This is a genomic window from Chryseobacterium sp. POE27 (assembly GCF_039727685.1).
Lineage (GTDB): Bacteria > Bacteroidota > Bacteroidia > Flavobacteriales > Weeksellaceae > Chryseobacterium.
Map to the genome: position 1 here is coordinate 2,354,640 of NZ_CP152475.1, position 18,694 is coordinate 2,373,333.

An 18,694-nucleotide genomic window follows, 5' to 3' on the forward strand; every position below is an offset into this window, starting at 1 on the left:
TAAATTAACAAACATTAAAATCCGCTTTTTTTAAAGATAGAATAACTATAACAGATTATTTGAGTAAGAAATATTTTCTGATTCACTTTCCCAATATGCTTAAAAGTTCCTGAATTCAATTCTTTTTCAGCATGAGGTTTCTGTTTATTCATCTCATTTATAATGTTTACATTTGCGCAAAACCAAAAATTTATGTCAACAGCAGAAACAGTTAGAGATTCACAATATTTTATTGACCTTGAAGACAAGCACGGCGCTCACAATTATCATCCGCTTCCTGTGGTTTTAGACAAAGGAGAAGGTGTATTTGTATGGGATGTGGAAGGCAAGAAATATTACGACTTCCTTTCAGCTTATTCTGCTGTGAACCAAGGTCATTCGCATCCAAAAATTGTAAAAGCTTTAGTGGAACAGGCTAAAAAATTGGCTTTAACATCAAGAGCATTCTACAATTCAAAACTGGGAGAATACGAACAAAAAATTACCACTCTTTTCGGTTTTGATAAAGTTTTACCCATGAACTCCGGGGCTGAAGCTGTGGAAACAGCGGTAAAATTAGCCAGAAAATGGAGCTACGAAGTAAAAGGTATTTCTGAAAACGCAGCGAAAATAATTGTCTGTGAAAATAATTTCCACGGAAGAACTACGACAATTGTTTCGTTCTCAAACGATCCGGATGCCAACCAGAATTACGGTCCTTTTACACCCGGTTTTATTAAAATCCCTTATAATGATATTGCTGCATTGGAAGAAGTTCTTAACAAAGAAGCGGGAAATATTGCTGCGTTTTTAGTTGAGCCTATTCAAGGAGAAGCCGGTGTCTATGTTCCGAATGACGGTTTTCTGAAAAGTGCTTCTCAATTATGCAAAAAGCACAATGTCCTTTTCATTGCTGATGAAGTTCAGACCGGTATTGCGAGAACAGGAAAACTGATTGCCTGTTATCATGAAGATGTACAGCCTGATATTTTAATTTTAGGAAAAGCATTATCCGGCGGTATGTATCCTGTTTCGGCCGTTTTAGCGAATAATGAGATTATGACCGTTATAAAACCAGGACAACACGGTTCTACATTCGGTGGGAATCCTATTGCCTGTGCAGTAGCGGTAGCGGCTCTTGACGTTGTAGAGGAAGAAAAACTATCTGAAAGAGCTGAGGAGCTTGGAAAATTATTCAGATCTGAAATTGAAAAAGTAATGGAAAAGACCGGCCTGATCACGAAAGTAAGAGGAAAAGGTCTTCTGAATGCTATTTTGATCAACGATACTCCGGATAGCTCTACAGCATGGAATATCTGTTTACAATTAAAAGAAAACGGACTTTTAGCCAAACCAACTCACGGAAATATTATCAGACTGGCCCCGCCATTGGTTATCACGGAAGAGCAGCTGTTGGACTGTGTGAAGATTATTGAAAAAACCATATTGGAATGCAAATAATTTGGAATATTGTTCCAAAACCAAATATTGGGTATAGCTAACAAAAGTTATACCCTTATTTTTTGACTGTAAATCAATATCATGAAATAAAATTCTCTTTAATTTTAAGAATAAACAGATCAAGATTCGCAAAAAATTTAAATTAAACTTATCTTTGAAGATAAATTTTATAATTATACTCTCAACAAGCTGATGAAGGTAAGTGGCTTAATCATAACATACAATGAAGAAAAAAACATCCGGGAAGTTCTTGAATGTTTTGATTTTTGTGATGAAATCATCATTGTAGATTCATTCAGCACAGACAAAACGGTAGAAATTGCGCAAAAACTTTTTAAAGTAAAGGTAATTCAGAATACATTTGAAGATTTTACAAAACAAAGAAACCTGGCACTTGATGCAGCAGCCAACGATTGGGTTTTATTTCTTGACGGCGATGAAAGGATTACTCATGCTTTAAAGAAAGAAATTATAGAAGAATTAGAAAAACCCGTACAAAAAGACGCCTATTATTTTTACCGGAAATTTTATTTTGCAGAAAAGCCGATTCATTATTCAGGGACTCAAACTGACAAGAATTTCAGACTTTTCAGAAAATCTAAAGCAAGATATATCAGCGGAAAGAAGGTTCATGAAACATTACACGTAGACGGAACTATCGGCGAGATGAAAAATAAGCTTCTGCACTTTTCCGTTAATGATTATGAGTCCTATAAAGCAAAAATGATCCATTACGGAGTTTTAAAAGGCCAGGAGCTGGCAGCCAAAGGAAAAAAGTACAATCGTATCAATCAATATTCCAAAACAGCTTTTAAATTTTTTAAGGCATACATTTTGCGTTTAGGTATTCTTGATGGAAAAGAAGGCTATCAGCTTTCTTATTTACAGTCATTAAGCGTTTTTGAGACTTATGAATCATTAAAAAAAGGAGCAGCATTAACTGGATGAAAATTTGTGTAATTAGTTTCGATTTCTGGGGATACGATCAATATATCGTTGAAAATCTGCGTTCTAGAAACATAGATACCCACCACATTAAAATAGGTGATATCACACACTCCAATTTTAGTGAAAGGGCAACTAATGCTGTGAGCAAAATATTTCTTAATAAAAACCTGAAGACAGAAAAAAGACAAAGATTTGTAACGGATTCCCTTGAGCAGTTGGGATATCAGGATCAGATTCTTGTAATGAATCCTGATACTTTTGATCTTTCTACGCTCCAGGAAATCAGAAAATATACCGGCCGTCTTATTACTTATCTTTATGACAGTCTTGAAAGGGTTTCGGTTGACAAGGAAAAACTTAACCTTTTCGACAAAATTTTCTCATTCGATATTGCCGATGTGGAAAGTTACGGTTTCGAAAAATTAACAAATTACATTTATCTGCCGCTCACCCGATGTGAGAAACAAAAACCGGAAATAGACTTGTTTTACATCACTTCTTATGACAACAAACGAGTGGAATTCATTAAGCTTTTAACCAAAAGATTATTGGAATTGAAGTTGAAATTCCAGATCATTGTCATCGGAAAGAAAGGCTGGAAACATCAGCTGAGAAATGTTTTCATTAAAATCCCGGAAAACCTGCACATTATTTTCAGTATAAAAAAAATAAGTCATAAAAAGCTTCCCAAATATTACAAAAATTCGCGAGCTTTGCTTGATCTTACACGTGAAAACCAATATGGACTGAGTTTCAGAGTTTTTGAAGCCATGGCATTAGAAAAGAAAATCATTACTGATAATGAGTCTATTAAAAGTTATGATTTTTATAATCCGCAGAATATTTTGGTTTTAAACGAAACCTGTAGTAATCTTGAAAAATCTTTTTTTGAGACACCCTATGAGAAAGTTCCGGAAGAGGTTTATTACAGATATACTCTGGAACACTGGACGGATAAAGTTTTCGGGCTCAATAAAAAAACTTAATAATGGGAATTATAAAGAAAATAAAAAAACACTTCAGAAGAAAAGAAAAACTTAAACTTCTTGGCACACAGGAAATTATCAACATTACATCTTTCGACCCATCTAAAAAAACTATCTTATTTACGTCCAGAGATTTTCCCACTCACGATAAGGATTCTGGATCCAACAGACTCAAAGAAATCATTTTAATCTACAAAAATCTTGGGTATAACTGTATTTTGTTTGCGCCTGATATATTTGAAGATGATACATATGTAAAGTTTTATGAACAACAAAACATTATTGTATTTGTAGAAAATATTAAATTCAAAAACATTTATGATTTCCTTATTTCTTTCAAAAAAATAGATTTTGTATGGTTTAACGGACCACTCGCGCTGAATTTATTTTACAGAAAAATGAAAACTATTTTACCTCATGCAAAGTTCATGTACGATATGGTAGACATTCATTTTTTACGATATAAAAGGGCTATTGAAATAGAGCCAAACCGTATTTCGTTAAAGAAAAAATACAAGCATTTTTTCCGTCTTGAAACGGTTGTCGCACCTCAACTTGATTATATTATTGCCATTTCTGATAAGGAAAAGGAAATTATGAGCCAGTATGCGGATAAAAATAAGATCATCACAATATCAAATATACATGAGCCTAAAATTGATATTTCCGAAAGAAAAGATTTTACAGCAAGTGAGGGAATTATTTTCATCGGGTCAATTCATGAGCCTAACATTGATGCCGTAAAGTTCCTATATGATAAAATAATGCCTCTTGTCTGGAAAATAAACCCTGAACTTGAAGTAAGCGTAATCGGGAATGTAGCCGACAAGCTTGATCTTAAACAATATCCTAATTTTAAATTTCTGGGTTTTGTGGAAAGCATTGAAGATCATTTTATGAGATCAAAAATAATGGTAGCTCCGTTACGATTTGGTGCCGGAGTAAAAGGAAAAATAGGCCAGGCTTTTGAATATTTTCTGCCGGTAGTCACTACAGACATTGGAGCAGAAGGTATGCAACTTGTGAATGAGAAAAACGTTCTGATTGCCAATGACGAAAAATCTTTTGCAGAAGCAATTATTCGCCTGAACAATGATGAGAAACTGTGGAATACACTTCGCGAACATTCGGTTGACAGTCTCCTTCCTTTCTCGCCTGAAGAAATAAGAGAAAAAATTAAAACTTTATAACCATGGAGTTAAGTGTTAATTATCATGGCTTTTTTTGATGGAAATTTCGGGATTTCTGAAGCCACACGATTAAATGCATTAGCATTAGAAAAAGCTGGAATACAAGTACATAAAATCAACTACTCCAGTGAAAATTTTGAAAGGTTAACAGAATTTTTTTTTAAAGAGAACGAAAATCAAATTAATATTTTCCATATCAACATTAATTTCATAAATGACTTTTTTTTCAAAAAACCAAGATCTTAAGCTTGAAAACCTTTATAATATCATATATTGGGCCTGGGAATTCCCCGAGGTTTCTGATAAAGTAGCTGAGCTGTTAAATATGTTTGATGAACTTTGGGTACCGAGTGATTTTTGCGTTAATATCTTTACAAAATATACAGGAATACCGGTGATAAGGTTTTCTCATCCTATTCAGAAACTCGAAAATTCTAAAGATTTTGATCTGAAAAATTATAACATTCCTCAACAGTCAAAAATTTATCTTACTATTTTTGATTCTTTGAGTACTACGATCCGAAAGAATCCTGAAGCTACCCTGGAAGCATTTACAACAGTCTTTAAAGATGATAAAGAAAGTTTTTTAATTGTAAAAACACATAATCTGGAAAGAAGTAAAGATGCTCAAAAAGTTTTGGAAAAATATAATAATATTCCGAATGTTATCATTATCAATGAACATTTTTCTAAAGAAAAACTTCATTCTCTGATTCAGCAGTCGGATGTTTTGATTTCTCTTCACGGCTCTGAAGGATTTGGCCTAACTATGGCGGAAGCGATGGCCTACGGAAAAATTGTTATCGGAACGGGCTATTCCGGGAATCTGGACTTTATGAATGTCAACAACAGTTTTTTGGTTCAATATGACTTCACAAAAACTTCAAATACAAAAGGATTAATTGATGAAGGACTGACCTTGGCAAAACCTCGCCTACAGGATGCTGTTGCAAAATTATTATATATCAAAAACAACTTCAACTCATTAGATTATTTCAGAGAAAATGCAAAATCACAGATTAAAAACAATTTCTCTTTAGAATCCGTTGGTGAATTATTTAAAATCAGGTTAAATTTTATCAATTCTTTTGAAAAAGAAGAAGGCAATGTCAGTTCAAATGTAAATAATATTTTCTATCTAAGTGAAATTGAAAGATTAAATAAGAAAGTTAATTATCTGGAAAGAACCGCATACAATAAAATCAGAAAAAAAGTAAACGCTTTTCTTAAAAAAATAAAAGGCAGGGAATAATTATTTTCTGTCTTTTCTGTTTCTCAGATACATTTTTATGTTGTAGATAAATTGTATTGGCGCACTCTTTTTTATAGATTTTAATATCTTTCTTGAGGTGAACATATTCTGAATATATTTTTATTAATGAAGATTTGTTCTTCTGAATTTTGTTCTGAGCAATAATTTCCAGTCCCCTCTCCTTAATAAGCTGACCTATATGTTGGAATGATAATTTCTCATGTACCGTAGCATAACCTTTTTGGGCTTTAGACTTTAATAATTCTTTGTTGCTGAATACAATTTTTAAATACTCTTCCGCCTGCTGCAAATCCGGTTCCGACCAAATGGTATTGGAATCATAATTAATAACAGCAGATTGAGAATTTACCTTTTGAGCATGAACAAGAAAGCTGTTTTCCGAATTCATAAATTCTAAATTACCAGAATAACCTGTCGCAATTACCGGCTTTCCAAGAAACATAGCTTCTGCCATGGTTAATCCAAAGCCTTCGGCGCGATGAAGGGAAATGTAGCAGTCGCAATGATTGATGAGATTGTTGAAAGAGTTTTTATCAAATATTTTTTCAACAATTTTAATTTTCTCGGAAGAGCCTATAGCATCAAGTATCTGCTTCTTTTCTTCTGAAAAACGTGTTGACAAGGAGGTTTTAATCGTCAGAAAAGCATTGTTTTCTGTTGTATCAAAAGTTTTCCGAAAAGCTTTGATAAGGTTTAATACATTTTTTCTTTCTAAAGAACTGTTGTAATCGAAAATAAAAAGAAAATTAAATTTGTCTTCATCAAAAATATCCTCGACACTCTTATCTTCCGGCTCATTTAACGGAAATTGTACCGGATGAGGAATTACAATCACAGGCAACGATACATACTTTTCTATGCATTTCTTACAATACTCCGAAGGCGTCCAGATTTCATCAAAGAGATTAATATGCGCTATATAAGATTCCGGAATGGTTTCTGATTCCCAGGCCATATATAAAATATTATATTTTCCTTGAAAAAAAGAAAAATCAAAATGCGAGAAAAAATTAAAAACCTCCTCAGATGGAGAAATCTGTATCAGATTGATCGGATATTCTGCCTTTTCAGCAAATTCGGTAAAGGTATTATCATTGTCGTTATGATTTGTTTTAACATCATAATTGATAATATTTAATGGTATATCCGCTTGTAATATGGCTTTGCAATTAAGTCTTGTCGCTTCGGCAATGCCAAACTCCCCTTTTATGAAGCCAAAAACATTAATTCCTAAATCTATCATGATATTATTTTAATAAATTACTAGTCTTCTAGTGTTTCATAAAAGTCATTTTGCTTTTTCTGTTTATCAATTTCTTTTTTGTGAATTAATGATCTTTCATAGTCATTTGGTATCTCGGTAAAATTTTTATTTCCACATAAAACCTCGTGGACTTTATTTTTCCAGAAAATTTTCTTATTATTTTTTAAAATTCTCATTTGATAATCAGGGAAATTAATATACCCATCCTTATTTACATTCCAACCCATTTCTTTTATATACTCTTCTGTAATTCCTTCAACAATATTAATTCTAGGAACTGAAAAAACCTCTACACTTTTTTCCTTTCTCAAATAAGGCTTTAAAGTTTTTATAAAGTACTCTGTAGGATATTCATCAGCATCAATCTGAAAAAGATACTGACAAGTTGCTTTCTCAATTAGCTTATTTTTAAAAGTGGCAAAATCTCCGTTCAATTTTGCTTTAATCAATATAATGTTGGTATATCTTTCGAGTAGTTGAGATACTTCTTTATTTTCATTTGTAATATCCTGAAGAACAACGATCTCGTCATTCCTATCAATTAGGGGGAGAAGAGTATCCAGCAATTTTTTGTAATTCCTTTGCTTCATCATTTACAGTAATTCCGTAAGTAATGGTAATAAATCTGCTTGAAATGCGTGAAAGTAAGTTCATAATTAGTTGTATATTATCGGATAATTACTAGAAAAATGAATAAAATAATTTTCAGAAATAATTTGTTTTACGTACTCTTTATATTGTTTGGTAGGATACATACAGCTACCGGTTTTTTTATAATAATATTTGAGGAAAAATTCTGGAAATCTCTTCTCTTTTTTTATTATTTCACGGCCCTTTTCTGTTCCTTTTATCTTATATAATATCTGCATATTGAATTGAATTGGTAAAGCTTCAAACCAATCATTAATTTGAGAATAGTAGGCAAATGGAGTTTCCTCAAAGCTATTTAATTCACCCTGATTATGATCAGAAAAATAATAATCTTTAAAAGTATCAGCAACTTTTTCAGGTCTGAAAATAAAAACGCCTCCATTAATACTTCCCTGAAGCAAATTATTATTTTTAAAATGGCGATCTGTGAAATAAATTTCATTCGTTTCCTCAAGAATTCTTGGTATATGACCCCATGTTTTATTAAACTCTTCGGTATTTCTCGGATCTAAAACCGCTCCAAAAAATTTATTATCAGGAAGATAATCAAAAACAGAAGGTGCTTTTTCAGAAATAATAATATCCAAATCGAGAAAAAGGACTACATCATACTCGCGTGTCGCACTTGGAATTAATAACTTTTGCGATAAAAGAGGACGATGAAATTTTTCGTCTAAAGGCTTATCAATAATTTTTATATCTGCTCCGCACTTTTTAGCATAGCTTTCAAATAGGGCTTTATTCTTATTATACATTTTCATGTACTTTTCTCCTACGATAAAAAGACAGATTGCTTTTTTCATTAATTATTTGAAAATATTAAGACTACAAAAATACATTCAATAAAAATATAAGCGGTATGACATGTTCACACTGCTCTCAAAATTTTACGCTTATACAACTAATTCCTATTATACTCATCCTCAATCCTCACAATATCATCTTCCCCAAAATAAGTCCCCGTCTGCACTTCAATAAAAACGACAGGCTTATCAGAAAGATTCATCATCCTGTGTTTGGCTCCAAGAGGTATAAAAATACTTTCACCATATTTCAGGCTTATTTCCTTGTCATCCAAAACCACCGTGGCATCACCTTCAATGATCGTCCATTGTTCCTGTCTTTTATGATGGTATTGATAAGACAGCTTCTGACCCGGATTTACTTCAATTCTCTTTAACTTATAATTGGGTTCATCTGCCAAGACATAATATTTCCCCCATGGTCTCTCACCTATTTCTAACATAATTTTTTGTTACAAATGTAAAAATTTAGGCCTTTAAAAGCCAATATTATATAACCTTTTTCTAATAATACGAAAAAGGAGACTGTTTTGGATACAGCCTCCATATATTATAGAGGTATTTTTGAATACCTTTTTAACAAATCAAAAACACTATTAATTATTAGTAAGCATAAAAAGGAATACCTTCTGCTGTATATCCGTTAGGAGTTCCTGGATAAGTTGAATAGTAGTGATCTCTGATTCCTCCATTATAGAATTGATAGATAGGTTTTTTAGAGCTATCCATTGTAGCGTAAAATGCAATTCCTTCGTACGTATAATTCCACGGCGTACCAGAGGAAGTTGAGTAATAGTGATCCCTGTCACTTGCACTATAGAACTGATAAATAGGAACTGTGTTCGGTGCTTTATAGCTATACACTTTGAATTGCTCACCTTCTGCCTGATAATTATAAGGTGTTCCTGCAGAAGTAGAAAGGTAGTGGTCTCCATCTGCTGGGCTATAAAAACCATAAACAGGTACTGGTATATAATCTAAAAATACTTTATTGTCAATTAAATACTGATTTACATAAGTCTTAAGTGCCTGTTTTTTAACCGGATCTTTTACCAAATCATAAATAAACACCAATCCATTTTGCCCGAAATCAACTAAGACAGAATTGTTAACAGTTGAGCTGCTCTGCCAGTTAGAAATATTAATTTTTGGATTTGATTGATCCAAATTAAGTTCTCCAATCAATCCTTTTGACGGGTCTCCACCTCTTGTTCTATACCACAGTTTTCTAGAATAGTTTTTAGTTGATTCAGAAGTATTTACATCATTTGTGACATTAACGTCAAAAATTTTATCCATACCTACTTTAACTCCAATTCTCGCAGCACGTTCACGATCTTCATTGGTTGTTTCAGATTGGAAGATAATATCCATTTTAGCACCTGTATAAATATCAACAGCAACGTGGGTACCATAGTCCTGTACAATCTGCTGAGGGGTTTTAGTTTGTAAATCCTGAATAAATTCAGGAGTCAGATAATCACCAAGCATATCTACAGTTGCGTTAAATCTTACTCTTTTTTGCTTTATCGTAAGATTGTAACTTCCATAGATATATTTAGCATCGAATTTGTTAGTGGTAGTTACAGCAGAATTAAATCCTACAGAAAGTGTTTTTTTAAATAATGGTATTCCAGCGGTAATGTCTACTTTAGTTGAAACCATTTTAGAGTATGTTTCTGCATTTTCACCATATTCTTCTATATATTCCTGAGAAAAAGTATTTTCAGAAATCAATCTCGCAGATTGTTCAACTTTAAACCTGTCGATATCAACAACCTTAAACCCTGCGGCACTAGCATTAGCATATTCTCCTGTAGCATTGTAACCGTGTCCTAAAACATCATAAACTCCGTCACCAGCATATTTCGCTGCAAAAATGTTGCTTCTTGAGGACTTTGTACTTTCTACATTAGCGTTGTTATCAAGCTCTTCTACTGAACATGAGGTCATGAAAACCAGAGGTAAAGCACCTAAAAAAAAGTGCAAATTTTCTTTTCATAGTATAATTTTAATGTATCACAAAAATACTTATCACTAAACAGCGATAAAAAATAAAATCAATGATTTTTATCATGGTAACATGAAAAATGGTTAAAGTGTTTTCATTTACAAATCATTACATTTCAAAAAAATTAATTAATGATGGAAAAACGATATAGGTGAACAAAATTTAAAACAAAAGAAATTTAGAAATTTTTAACTTTATAATTTTAAGTAAATTTGCAACAAAATTTTATTGAAAATGGAAAAAGTAAGAGTTCGTTTTGCTCCAAGTCCTACCGGGCCATTGCATTTGGGAGGCGTAAGAACCGCATTATATGATTATCTTTTTGCTAAAAACCAAGGTGGTGAGTTTGTACTGAGAATCGAAGACACCGATACCGCAAGATACGTGGAAGGCGCGGAAGAATACATTGAAGAAGCCTTGGAATGGTGCGGAATCATCGCCGATGAAAGCCCTAAGAAAGGAGGAAAATTTGCTCCATACAGACAATCCGAAAGAAGAGATATTTACGACCGATATACAGAGCAGATCCTGAAAACAGATTATGCTTATATTGCTTTCGACACAGCAGAAGAGCTTGATACGATCCGTGCTGAATACGAAGCAAAAGGTGATGTATTCTCTTATGACAACAGAACGAGAAACCAGCTAAGAAACAGTTTAACACTCTCCGAAGAAGAAGTTCAGAAATTATTGGATGAAAAAACACCTTATGTAGTTAGATTTAAAATGCCAATTGACAGAACTTTAAACCTTACAGATATTATCAGAGGAAATTCCTCCGTGAATACCAATACGTTAGACGATAAAGTTTTAGTAAAAAACGACGGAATGCCAACTTATCATTTCGCCAACATCATCGACGACCACGAAATGGAAATTTCACATGTGATCCGTGGCGAAGAGTGGCTTCCTTCTTTAGGCTTACATACTTTATTGTATGAGGCAATGGGTTGGGAAGCGCCTCAATTTGCGCACCTTTCATTGATTTTAAAACCTGAAGGAAAAGGAAAACTAAGCAAAAGAGACGGTGACAAATTCGGATTTCCGGTATTTCCGTTAAATTTTACAGATCCTGCAACAGGAAATGTTTCTAAAGGATATAGAGAAAGTGGTTATCTTCCTGAAGCATTCATTAATATGGTGGCATTATTGGGATGGTCGCCTGCAGATGATAAAGAAATTTTATCGTTGGATGAAATGGCAAAAGAATTTGATCTGAATAAAGTTCATAAAGCAGGAGCCAGATTCAGCAAGGAAAAAGCAGAATGGTTTAATCATCAATATATTCAGAAAACATCTGATGAAGAATTATTAAATATTCTAAAAAAATCGGATTTAAAGATAACGCTTTCGGATGATACATTATTAAAGATCATTCATCTGATGAAAGAAAGAGCAACCTTCCCGAAAGACATCTATGAAAATGGAAAATTCTTCTTTGAAGCTCCATCATCTTATGACGAAAAGGCATCGAAAAAAGCATGGAATGATGAAACATCTTCTATTTTAGGTGATTTGACTTTAAAACTTGAATCTGTAGATTTTAAGGCAGAAACTTTGAAGCAAACTATGCATGATATGGCTGAAGAAAAAGGTTTGGGAATGGGTAAAGTGATGATGCCTCTGCGTTTAGCTTTAGTTGGAGAACTGAAAGGCCCGGACGTTCCGGACATCATGGAACTTCTTGGAAAAGAGGAAACTATCTCCAGAATAAACAATGCGATCAATAATTTTAAATAGATTCATATAATTTTTCATAAATTTGAAAGATTTAATTTACTTCAAGAAATGGAATATTTAAGTTTCGAACTACCTATCAAAGAATTAATGGATCAGTACCAAACCTGTTCTTTAGTAGGAGAAGAAAGTGGTGTTGATGTAAAATTAGCATGTAGCCAGATAGAGGACAAAATCATAGAAAAGAAAAAAGAAATTTATTCTAATCTTACTCCTTGGCAACGGGTACAACTGTCTCGCCACCCGGATCGTCCTTATACCCTTGATTATATCAACGGAATGGTAGACAAAGGAAGCTTTCTTGAGCTTCACGGAGACAGAAATTTCGCAGATGATCCTGCCATGATTGGCGGCCTGGCGACATTAGACGGTCAGAAAGTAATGATCATAGGAACCCAAAAAGGGCGTACCACTAAGGAAAGGCAGCACAGAAGATTCGGAATGCCGAATCCTGAAGGATACAGAAAAGCTTTACGATTGATGAAGCTTGCTGAAAAATTTCAGATTCCTGTAGTAACTTTGGTAGATACACCGGGAGCGTATCCTGGTCTTGAAGCTGAAGAAAGAGGTCAGGGAGAAGCCATTGCAAGAAACATTTTTGAAATGGTACAGCTTAAAACTCCAATTTTCACTTATATTATCGGTGAAGGAGCAAGTGGTGGTGCGTTAGGAATCGGTGTAGGAAATAAAGTATATATGTTGGAAAATACATGGTACACCGTAATTGCTCCGGAAAGCTGCTCATCCATTCTTTGGAGAAACTGGGATCATAAGGAAGACGCAGCCAATGCGTTAAATCTTACTCCAAAAGATGCCTTAAGAGAAAAGTTCATCGATGGTATTATCGAAGAACCGCTTGGAGGAGCACATTATGATCCGGCAGCAACTTTTCAGCATCTGAAAACTTCTATTTTACAGAACATCAAAGCCTTTTCAAAATTCACAGGTCAGGAACTTGAAACCCAAAGACAGGAAAAATTTATTGCGATGGGGCAATTTAAAGGATAAAATAAAATGGCTAAGGGAAAATTTCTTAGCCATTAATTTTTTGTTTCTAATATTTCAAATACAGTAATTTTACTCTTCCCGAAGATTCAATTCGATCTCAATATCTTTGTTTATTTTCTTTAATGAAGAATATTTCGCATCACAAACCATGGTTGTAAGGATATATTCTCCCTTTTCAACCAGAAGGAAATTCTGTCCGTTTGCCGGAACATCAAGATTGTAGTACTTTTTCCCGTTGATCTTCACGATCAGGTTACATTTAGATCTGTTTTTGATGTTAATATAAGCTTCCCTATCCATCGGATCATTATTGAAAAGATGAGTAAGCATCGCCGCCGTTTTTTTATTTTGCTCGCTTGCCCCGGATTTTTTAGTCGCCGTTCCTGCAACACTTGCATAGTTTACCGTTCTTTCGGGAGCCGCAGATCCTGTATTAACGGCCATTGCTTTACCTTTATTAAGTTTATTCTCATCAAGAACCATCTGCTTGATTTTGTCTTCACTTATTGCTTTTATGGTGGGTTTGGCTTCAGGAGAATTGTTTGCCATAACAATCTGCATCAGTTTTCTCTTAAAATAATCGGTCTTCGCATGACCGGGATTCTGCTTTAGAAATCCTGCCACTACTCTGGCTTCTGCGGTAGCTTCCGCATCACTTTCTGTATAGATGATCACGGTTTCTTTTTCTACGATGGCTTTCGTTTTTGCCTTTTTCTTTTTCTGTGAAAAACCAAGGGTAAATATGCATAAAAAAATAAGGAGAAATATTTTTTTCATTAACTATACATTTAAAAATTTATTAAATATGTAAATAACGCAAAAAGTCATTTTTTAGTTTGTCATTAAAATCATTATCTTTGCACTGCTTTAAAATTAAGCTAAAAATTAATACTAATCTAAAATAAAAAAATAATAGATATTATGTCTTATACACCAGCTGCTGCAGACGTAGCAAAATTGAGAAACCAAACAGGTGCAGGTATGATGGACTGCAAAAAAAGCTTTAGTTGAGGCTGAAGGAGATTTCGAAAAAGCGGTAGATATCCTTAGAAAAAAAGGACAGAAAGTTGCAGCTAATAGAGCTGACAGAGAGTCTACTGAAGGTGCAGTAATCGCTAGAGTAAACGAAGATAACACTTTAGGTGCTATTATCTCTTTAAACTGCGAGACTGACTTCGTTGGTAAAAACGAAGCTTTCATCGAGCTAGCTTATGAATTGGCTGAAATGGCAATTTTCGCTGCTACTAAAGAAGAATTATTGGCTACAGATTTCCACGGAATCACTGTTGCTGAGAAATTAATCGAGCAAACAGGTGTTATCGGTGAAAAAATCGAGATCGGAGCATTCGAAAGAATCGAAGGACCTTTCTTGGGAGCTTATATCCACGCGGGAAACAAAATCGCTGCTATTACAGCACTTTCTGCTAACGTAGAAGGAGCTTCTGAAGCTGCAAAAGCTGTTTCTATGCAGGTTGCTGCTATGAACCCGATTGCTCTTGACGAAACTACTGTTTCTCAGGCTACTATCGATAAAGAACTGGAAATCGAAAGAGAGCTTCTTATTAAAGAAGGAAAACCTGAAAATATTATCGAGAATATCCTTAAAGGTAAAATGCAGAGATTCTACAAAGACAACACTTTGGTACACCAGTCTTTCATTAAAGACGGAAGTATCTCAGTTGCTGATTATGTAAAATCTGTAAATGCTGATCTTAAAGTAACAGGATTTGTAAGAGTAAGCTTATAATCTTCTGATTTAAAAATAAAAGATCCCGGTGAGTTTCATCGGGATTTTTTATGCATTTCACAATTATGAGATGTTATTATACATTAAAAATTTATTAAATATTCAATTAAAGAATAAATTACGCAGCCTAATTGTTAATTTAATACAAATAATTCATGCTTAATACTTACATTTGCATTCTTTATTGGGAAACATGAAAAAACTTCTACTAACCATCTGCACTTTTCTTTGTTTATTGTTTAATGCTCAGCTTGATACAGATCATTGGTTTGCACCCATGGCTTCAAAAGTAGGCGATGCAGGATTGCAAGGTTATTTGTATCTTTCAACCAATGAAACAACTCCTTTTAATGTACAGATTTTCAATAACAATACCTTATATACCACTGTACAGGTTAGTAAAGGCAATCCCACACAAGTATCAATTCCGAACAACTTTCTGATTACTACGAACCAGCAGGATCTTTTCATCCCGAATTCTATGGGAATGTATGTAAACGGTTCAAAAAAATTCTTTGCCAATTACAGATTTTCGCTTCTGAACCATGCGGAAATCATCACGTCGAAAGGTTTAGCAGGATTGGGTACTACTTTTTATGCCGCAATGGCTCCTAATAACAGTAATTCCCCGAATGTAAGTATTCCCATAATAAATTCAACCATCGGAGTTACAGCAACTGAAGACAATACAGCAGTTGTCATTTCAGGATACAATCCCAATGTTATTTTTTCTGACGGCTCGTCAACCCCTACAAAAAGCTTTACTCTCAATAAAGGACAATCATATATATTAGATGCTTTAGCTGTAGACAGCCCTTACAATCTTGATGGATTAATCGGGGCAAAGATTGTGGCAACAAAACCAGTATCTGTGACCAATGGTAATTTTAACGGAATGCACTACCCCGATAATGGCCTTAGCAACAACGACATTCTCATGGATCAGGCTGTGCCGGTCGACAGGCTTGGAAAAGACTTCGTGGTGGTAAAGGGCAATGGTACCGTAGCATCACAAATGGAATCAGCTTTGGTTGTGGCTACTGAAGACAATACGCAAATCACTGTTAACGGTGTGAATTCCGGAATTACGCTAAATACGGGTCAATACTATATGATTCCTAGCTCCAACTACATTAATCAGGGAAACGGAAATTACAATATGGGAATTTCCACCAATAAAAATGTGTATGTATATCAGTTTCTGGCAGGAATCTCAACCGGCAATGAATATCCTACAGGAGGCATGAATTTTATTCCGCCATTAAGCTGCTTTCTCCCCAATAAAATTGATGAAATAGGATTTATCAACAGAATAGGAAGCCAGACTTACAGTACAAGGCTCAACATCATTACACAGACCGGTGCAACAGTTACATTAAATGGAAACCCAATTGCCGCAAACAACGGTCCTGTTCCTGTAAACGGAAACCCAAACTGGGTTACTTATTCTATTCCCAGTGTTTCGGGAACCATTACGGTAAACTCTACAAAATCAGTTACGGCAGGAATCGCAGCCGGTAGCGGCGCGGTAGGATATGGCGGATATTTCGCCGGATTTTCCTCAATCCCTGTCATTTCAAAAACAGGAGATTGCTATCTTGGAATATTATTACAGGTAGACAATACTTACGACGGATATCAATGGTACCTGAACGGAAACATTATTTCCGGTGCAACTTCGTATTCTATCAATCCGGAATTATATGGAGCCGGAACATATACTTGCCTCGTAACGAAAAACAACTGCGAATCTAAACTGACAACCGGCTATAATTATACTTTGTGTCCGCCTATTACGACTACAACCTACAATATCGGTTCCTGTAATACGAAAGTTATTTCTCCCGCTTTTACTACATCAACTCAGGCCATTGTACCTTCCCACACCAGTATTATTTCAGCACCAACTTCAGGAACGGCAACGGTAAATCCTGCAACAGGGCAAATTACTTATGCTCCCAACCCCGGGCTTACATCAGATGCAACAGATACTTTTATCTACTACGCTGAAGGAAATGGCAATCCCGCCGATTTCGAGTATTTTAAAATAATTATTAATATAGATGTTTTACAAACAATAAACGGTTCATTAACATCCTGCGCAGATTCAAACGGTAACGGAACTTTCAATCTGACTTCCGTTAATGTTACCCCGGATTCCGGAGTTACGGTTCAGTATTTTACAAATGCAGCCTTAACGGGAACTCCGATTGCCAATTCTTCGGCTTATAGCGGACCGGCAGGGATTGTTTATGCCAACGTTACTTCTCAATATGGATGCACAAAAGTGGCACAGATCACATTAACCACTACCCCTTCCCCGACTGTTAATACCGCAAATTTCAATGCTACGCTCTGTGATGATAACTTCGACGGAATCGTTAATGTTAATTTCTCCACAGTCACCTCAACTATTGTTACCAATCCTGCTAATTTTAATGTCAGATACTATCTCCTGCAGACAGATGCCAATGCCGGAAATGCCAACAACTTACCAACCGCCTGGACCTATACTACCAACACAACAGTATATGTGCGCGTAGATGCCCTTACAGGAAACTGCCCTCCTGCTTTCGGACAGATTAACTTTAAAACAGGTAACAGAATTACATTACTTACCTCAGCAGCCAATGCTGAAGTTTGTGACAACGATATCAACGGCTCTGAAAGTGTAAACTTAAATGATTATAAAAACCTGTTTACAACAAATGCAGGTGTTACTCTGACATTCTACACTACACTTGCCAATGCACAGGCAGGAACAAATGCCATATCTCCGGCCCAGTCAGTCAATGCATCTACTACTATATTTTACATAAGATTTACCAGCGCAACGGAATGCCCCAATACAGGTATTTTAACCATTAATATGAAGGCGCCGAAAAAATCGACTATACTGAAAGATCAGATTGTGTGCAATGACCAAAAAGTTATTTTAGATGCCGGACCAGGTTTTACATCGTATAAATGGAGTACCGGAGCAACCACCCAGACTATAATAGCAGGCGCAGGAAATTATTATGTAGATCTTGAATTCAACGGGTGTATCTATCGCCAATCGGTGGATGTCTCTACGGTTCAGTCTCCTGTCATTAATAAAATTGAAGTTTCCGGATATAATGCCACCATTTTTGTTTCCGGAGGACAACCTCCTTACCAATACTCTTTAAACGGAATTGATTATCAGACATCGAACGTATTTACAGGCTTATCCCGAGGAATGCATTCCGTATATGTTCTGGGTGCAGACCGCTGTTTTGCGGTTGTTAAAGAATTTTTAGTGTTAAACCTTATTAATGCAATCACCCCGAATGGAGACGGCATCAATGATATTCTGAACTATTCTGATCTCAGGATCAAACAAAATGTTTCGATAGAAGTTGTAGACCGATACGGAACTCCTGTTTACAGATCTTCCGATAAGAATTACACCTGGGACGGAAAGCTGAACGGAAGGCCTTTATCTACAGGAACCTACTGGTATTTATTAAAATGGACAGAACCGGATACAAAATTACCAGTTTCATATTCAGGATGGCTATTGATTAAAAATCGTGAATAAAATTAACTTTCTTTATGATTTATTAATAATGTATTAAATAAAAGTTTATTTTTGTAGAAATCATAATCCATTCC

The 18,694-nt window shown here is 34.8% G+C and carries 14 protein-coding genes and 1 pseudogene; 9 read left to right on the forward strand and 6 right to left on the reverse strand.

What is annotated here, in order from left to right; all coding sequences use genetic code 11:
* Positions 1-192: 192 nt before the first annotated feature.
* The 5 genes from rocD (at position 193) to AAHI02_RS11170 (ending at position 5,816) form a co-directional block, all read left to right on the forward strand.
* Positions 193-1,440, forward strand: coding sequence for an ornithine--oxo-acid transaminase (gene rocD, locus AAHI02_RS11150; RefSeq protein WP_346983310.1), 1,248 nt, complete (start codon positions 193-195; stop codon positions 1,438-1,440).
* Positions 1,441-1,632: 192 nt separating this feature from the next.
* On the forward strand, positions 1,633-2,388 hold the full coding sequence (locus AAHI02_RS11155) for a glycosyltransferase family 2 protein (RefSeq protein WP_346983311.1): 756 nt from the start codon (positions 1,633-1,635) through the stop codon (positions 2,386-2,388).
* A complete protein-coding gene (locus AAHI02_RS11160; protein WP_346983312.1) occupies positions 2,385-3,374 on the forward strand; it encodes a hypothetical protein in 990 nt (329 codons plus the stop codon). Before AAHI02_RS11155 ends, AAHI02_RS11160 begins: the two co-directional genes overlap by 4 nt.
* 2 nt (positions 3,375-3,376) lie before the next feature.
* The gene (locus tag AAHI02_RS11165) at positions 3,377-4,564 is read left to right on the forward strand and encodes a glycosyltransferase (RefSeq protein ID WP_346983313.1); all 1,188 of its coding nucleotides are present in this window, start codon (positions 3,377-3,379) and stop codon (positions 4,562-4,564) included.
* 214 nt (positions 4,565-4,778) lie between these two features.
* Positions 4,779-5,816 carry a glycosyltransferase gene (locus AAHI02_RS11170; protein WP_346983314.1) on the forward strand — a complete coding sequence of 346 codons (1,038 nt, stop codon included), beginning with the start codon at positions 4,779-4,781 and terminating at the stop codon, positions 5,814-5,816.
* Here the strand turns inward: AAHI02_RS11170 and AAHI02_RS11175 are convergent.
* The 5 genes from AAHI02_RS11175 to AAHI02_RS11195 all read right to left on the reverse strand — a co-directional run bounded on the left by AAHI02_RS11175 (position 5,791) and on the right by AAHI02_RS11195 (position 10,544).
* Positions 5,791-7,080, reverse strand: a complete 1,290-nt coding sequence (locus AAHI02_RS11175; protein ID WP_346983315.1) for a glycosyltransferase — start codon at positions 7,078-7,080, stop codon at positions 5,791-5,793. The two genes, AAHI02_RS11170 and AAHI02_RS11175, sit on opposite strands and share 26 nt — an antisense overlap.
* 20 nt (positions 7,081-7,100) lie before the next feature.
* Positions 7,101-7,694: a glycosyltransferase gene (locus tag AAHI02_RS11180; RefSeq protein WP_346983316.1), complete on the reverse strand. Its 594-nt coding sequence runs from the start codon at positions 7,692-7,694 to the stop codon at positions 7,101-7,103.
* Positions 7,695-7,757: 63 nt separating this feature from the next.
* On the reverse strand, positions 7,758-8,555 hold the full coding sequence (locus tag AAHI02_RS11185) for a hypothetical protein (RefSeq protein ID WP_346983317.1): 798 nt from the start codon (positions 8,553-8,555) through the stop codon (positions 7,758-7,760).
* Between the two features lie 98 nt (positions 8,556-8,653).
* Positions 8,654-8,998 carry a phosphomannose isomerase type II C-terminal cupin domain gene (locus tag AAHI02_RS11190; RefSeq protein WP_346983318.1) on the reverse strand — a complete coding sequence of 115 codons (345 nt, stop codon included), beginning with the start codon at positions 8,996-8,998 and terminating at the stop codon, positions 8,654-8,656.
* Positions 8,999-9,158: 160 nt separating this feature from the next.
* Positions 9,159-10,544, reverse strand: a complete 1,386-nt coding sequence (locus tag AAHI02_RS11195; protein WP_346983319.1) for an MAC/perforin domain-containing protein — start codon at positions 10,542-10,544, stop codon at positions 9,159-9,161.
* A 256-nt stretch (positions 10,545-10,800) separates the two neighbouring features.
* Here AAHI02_RS11195 and gltX point away from each other — a divergent pair, with 256 nt between their 5' ends.
* Positions 10,801-12,306, forward strand: coding sequence for a glutamate--tRNA ligase (gene gltX / locus AAHI02_RS11200; RefSeq protein WP_346983320.1), 1,506 nt, complete (start codon positions 10,801-10,803; stop codon positions 12,304-12,306).
* A 48-nt stretch (positions 12,307-12,354) separates the two neighbouring features.
* Positions 12,355-13,311, forward strand: a complete 957-nt coding sequence (locus AAHI02_RS11205; protein ID WP_346983321.1) for an acetyl-CoA carboxylase carboxyltransferase subunit alpha — start codon at positions 12,355-12,357, stop codon at positions 13,309-13,311.
* 69 nt (positions 13,312-13,380) lie between these two features.
* Here the strand turns inward: AAHI02_RS11205 and AAHI02_RS11210 are convergent, their stop codons facing one another.
* On the reverse strand, positions 13,381-14,088 hold the full coding sequence (locus AAHI02_RS11210; protein WP_346983322.1) for a DUF6759 domain-containing protein: 708 nt from the start codon (positions 14,086-14,088) through the stop codon (positions 13,381-13,383).
* 144 nt (positions 14,089-14,232) lie between these two features.
* Between AAHI02_RS11210 and tsf the strand changes: the two are divergent.
* Positions 14,233-15,058 (forward strand): annotated as a pseudogene (gene tsf, locus AAHI02_RS11215) (translation elongation factor Ts).
* Between the two features lie 193 nt (positions 15,059-15,251).
* Positions 15,252-18,620, forward strand: a complete 3,369-nt coding sequence (locus tag AAHI02_RS11220) for a T9SS type B sorting domain-containing protein (RefSeq protein ID WP_346983323.1) — start codon at positions 15,252-15,254, stop codon at positions 18,618-18,620.
* The last annotated feature ends 74 nt before the right edge of the window (positions 18,621-18,694 follow it).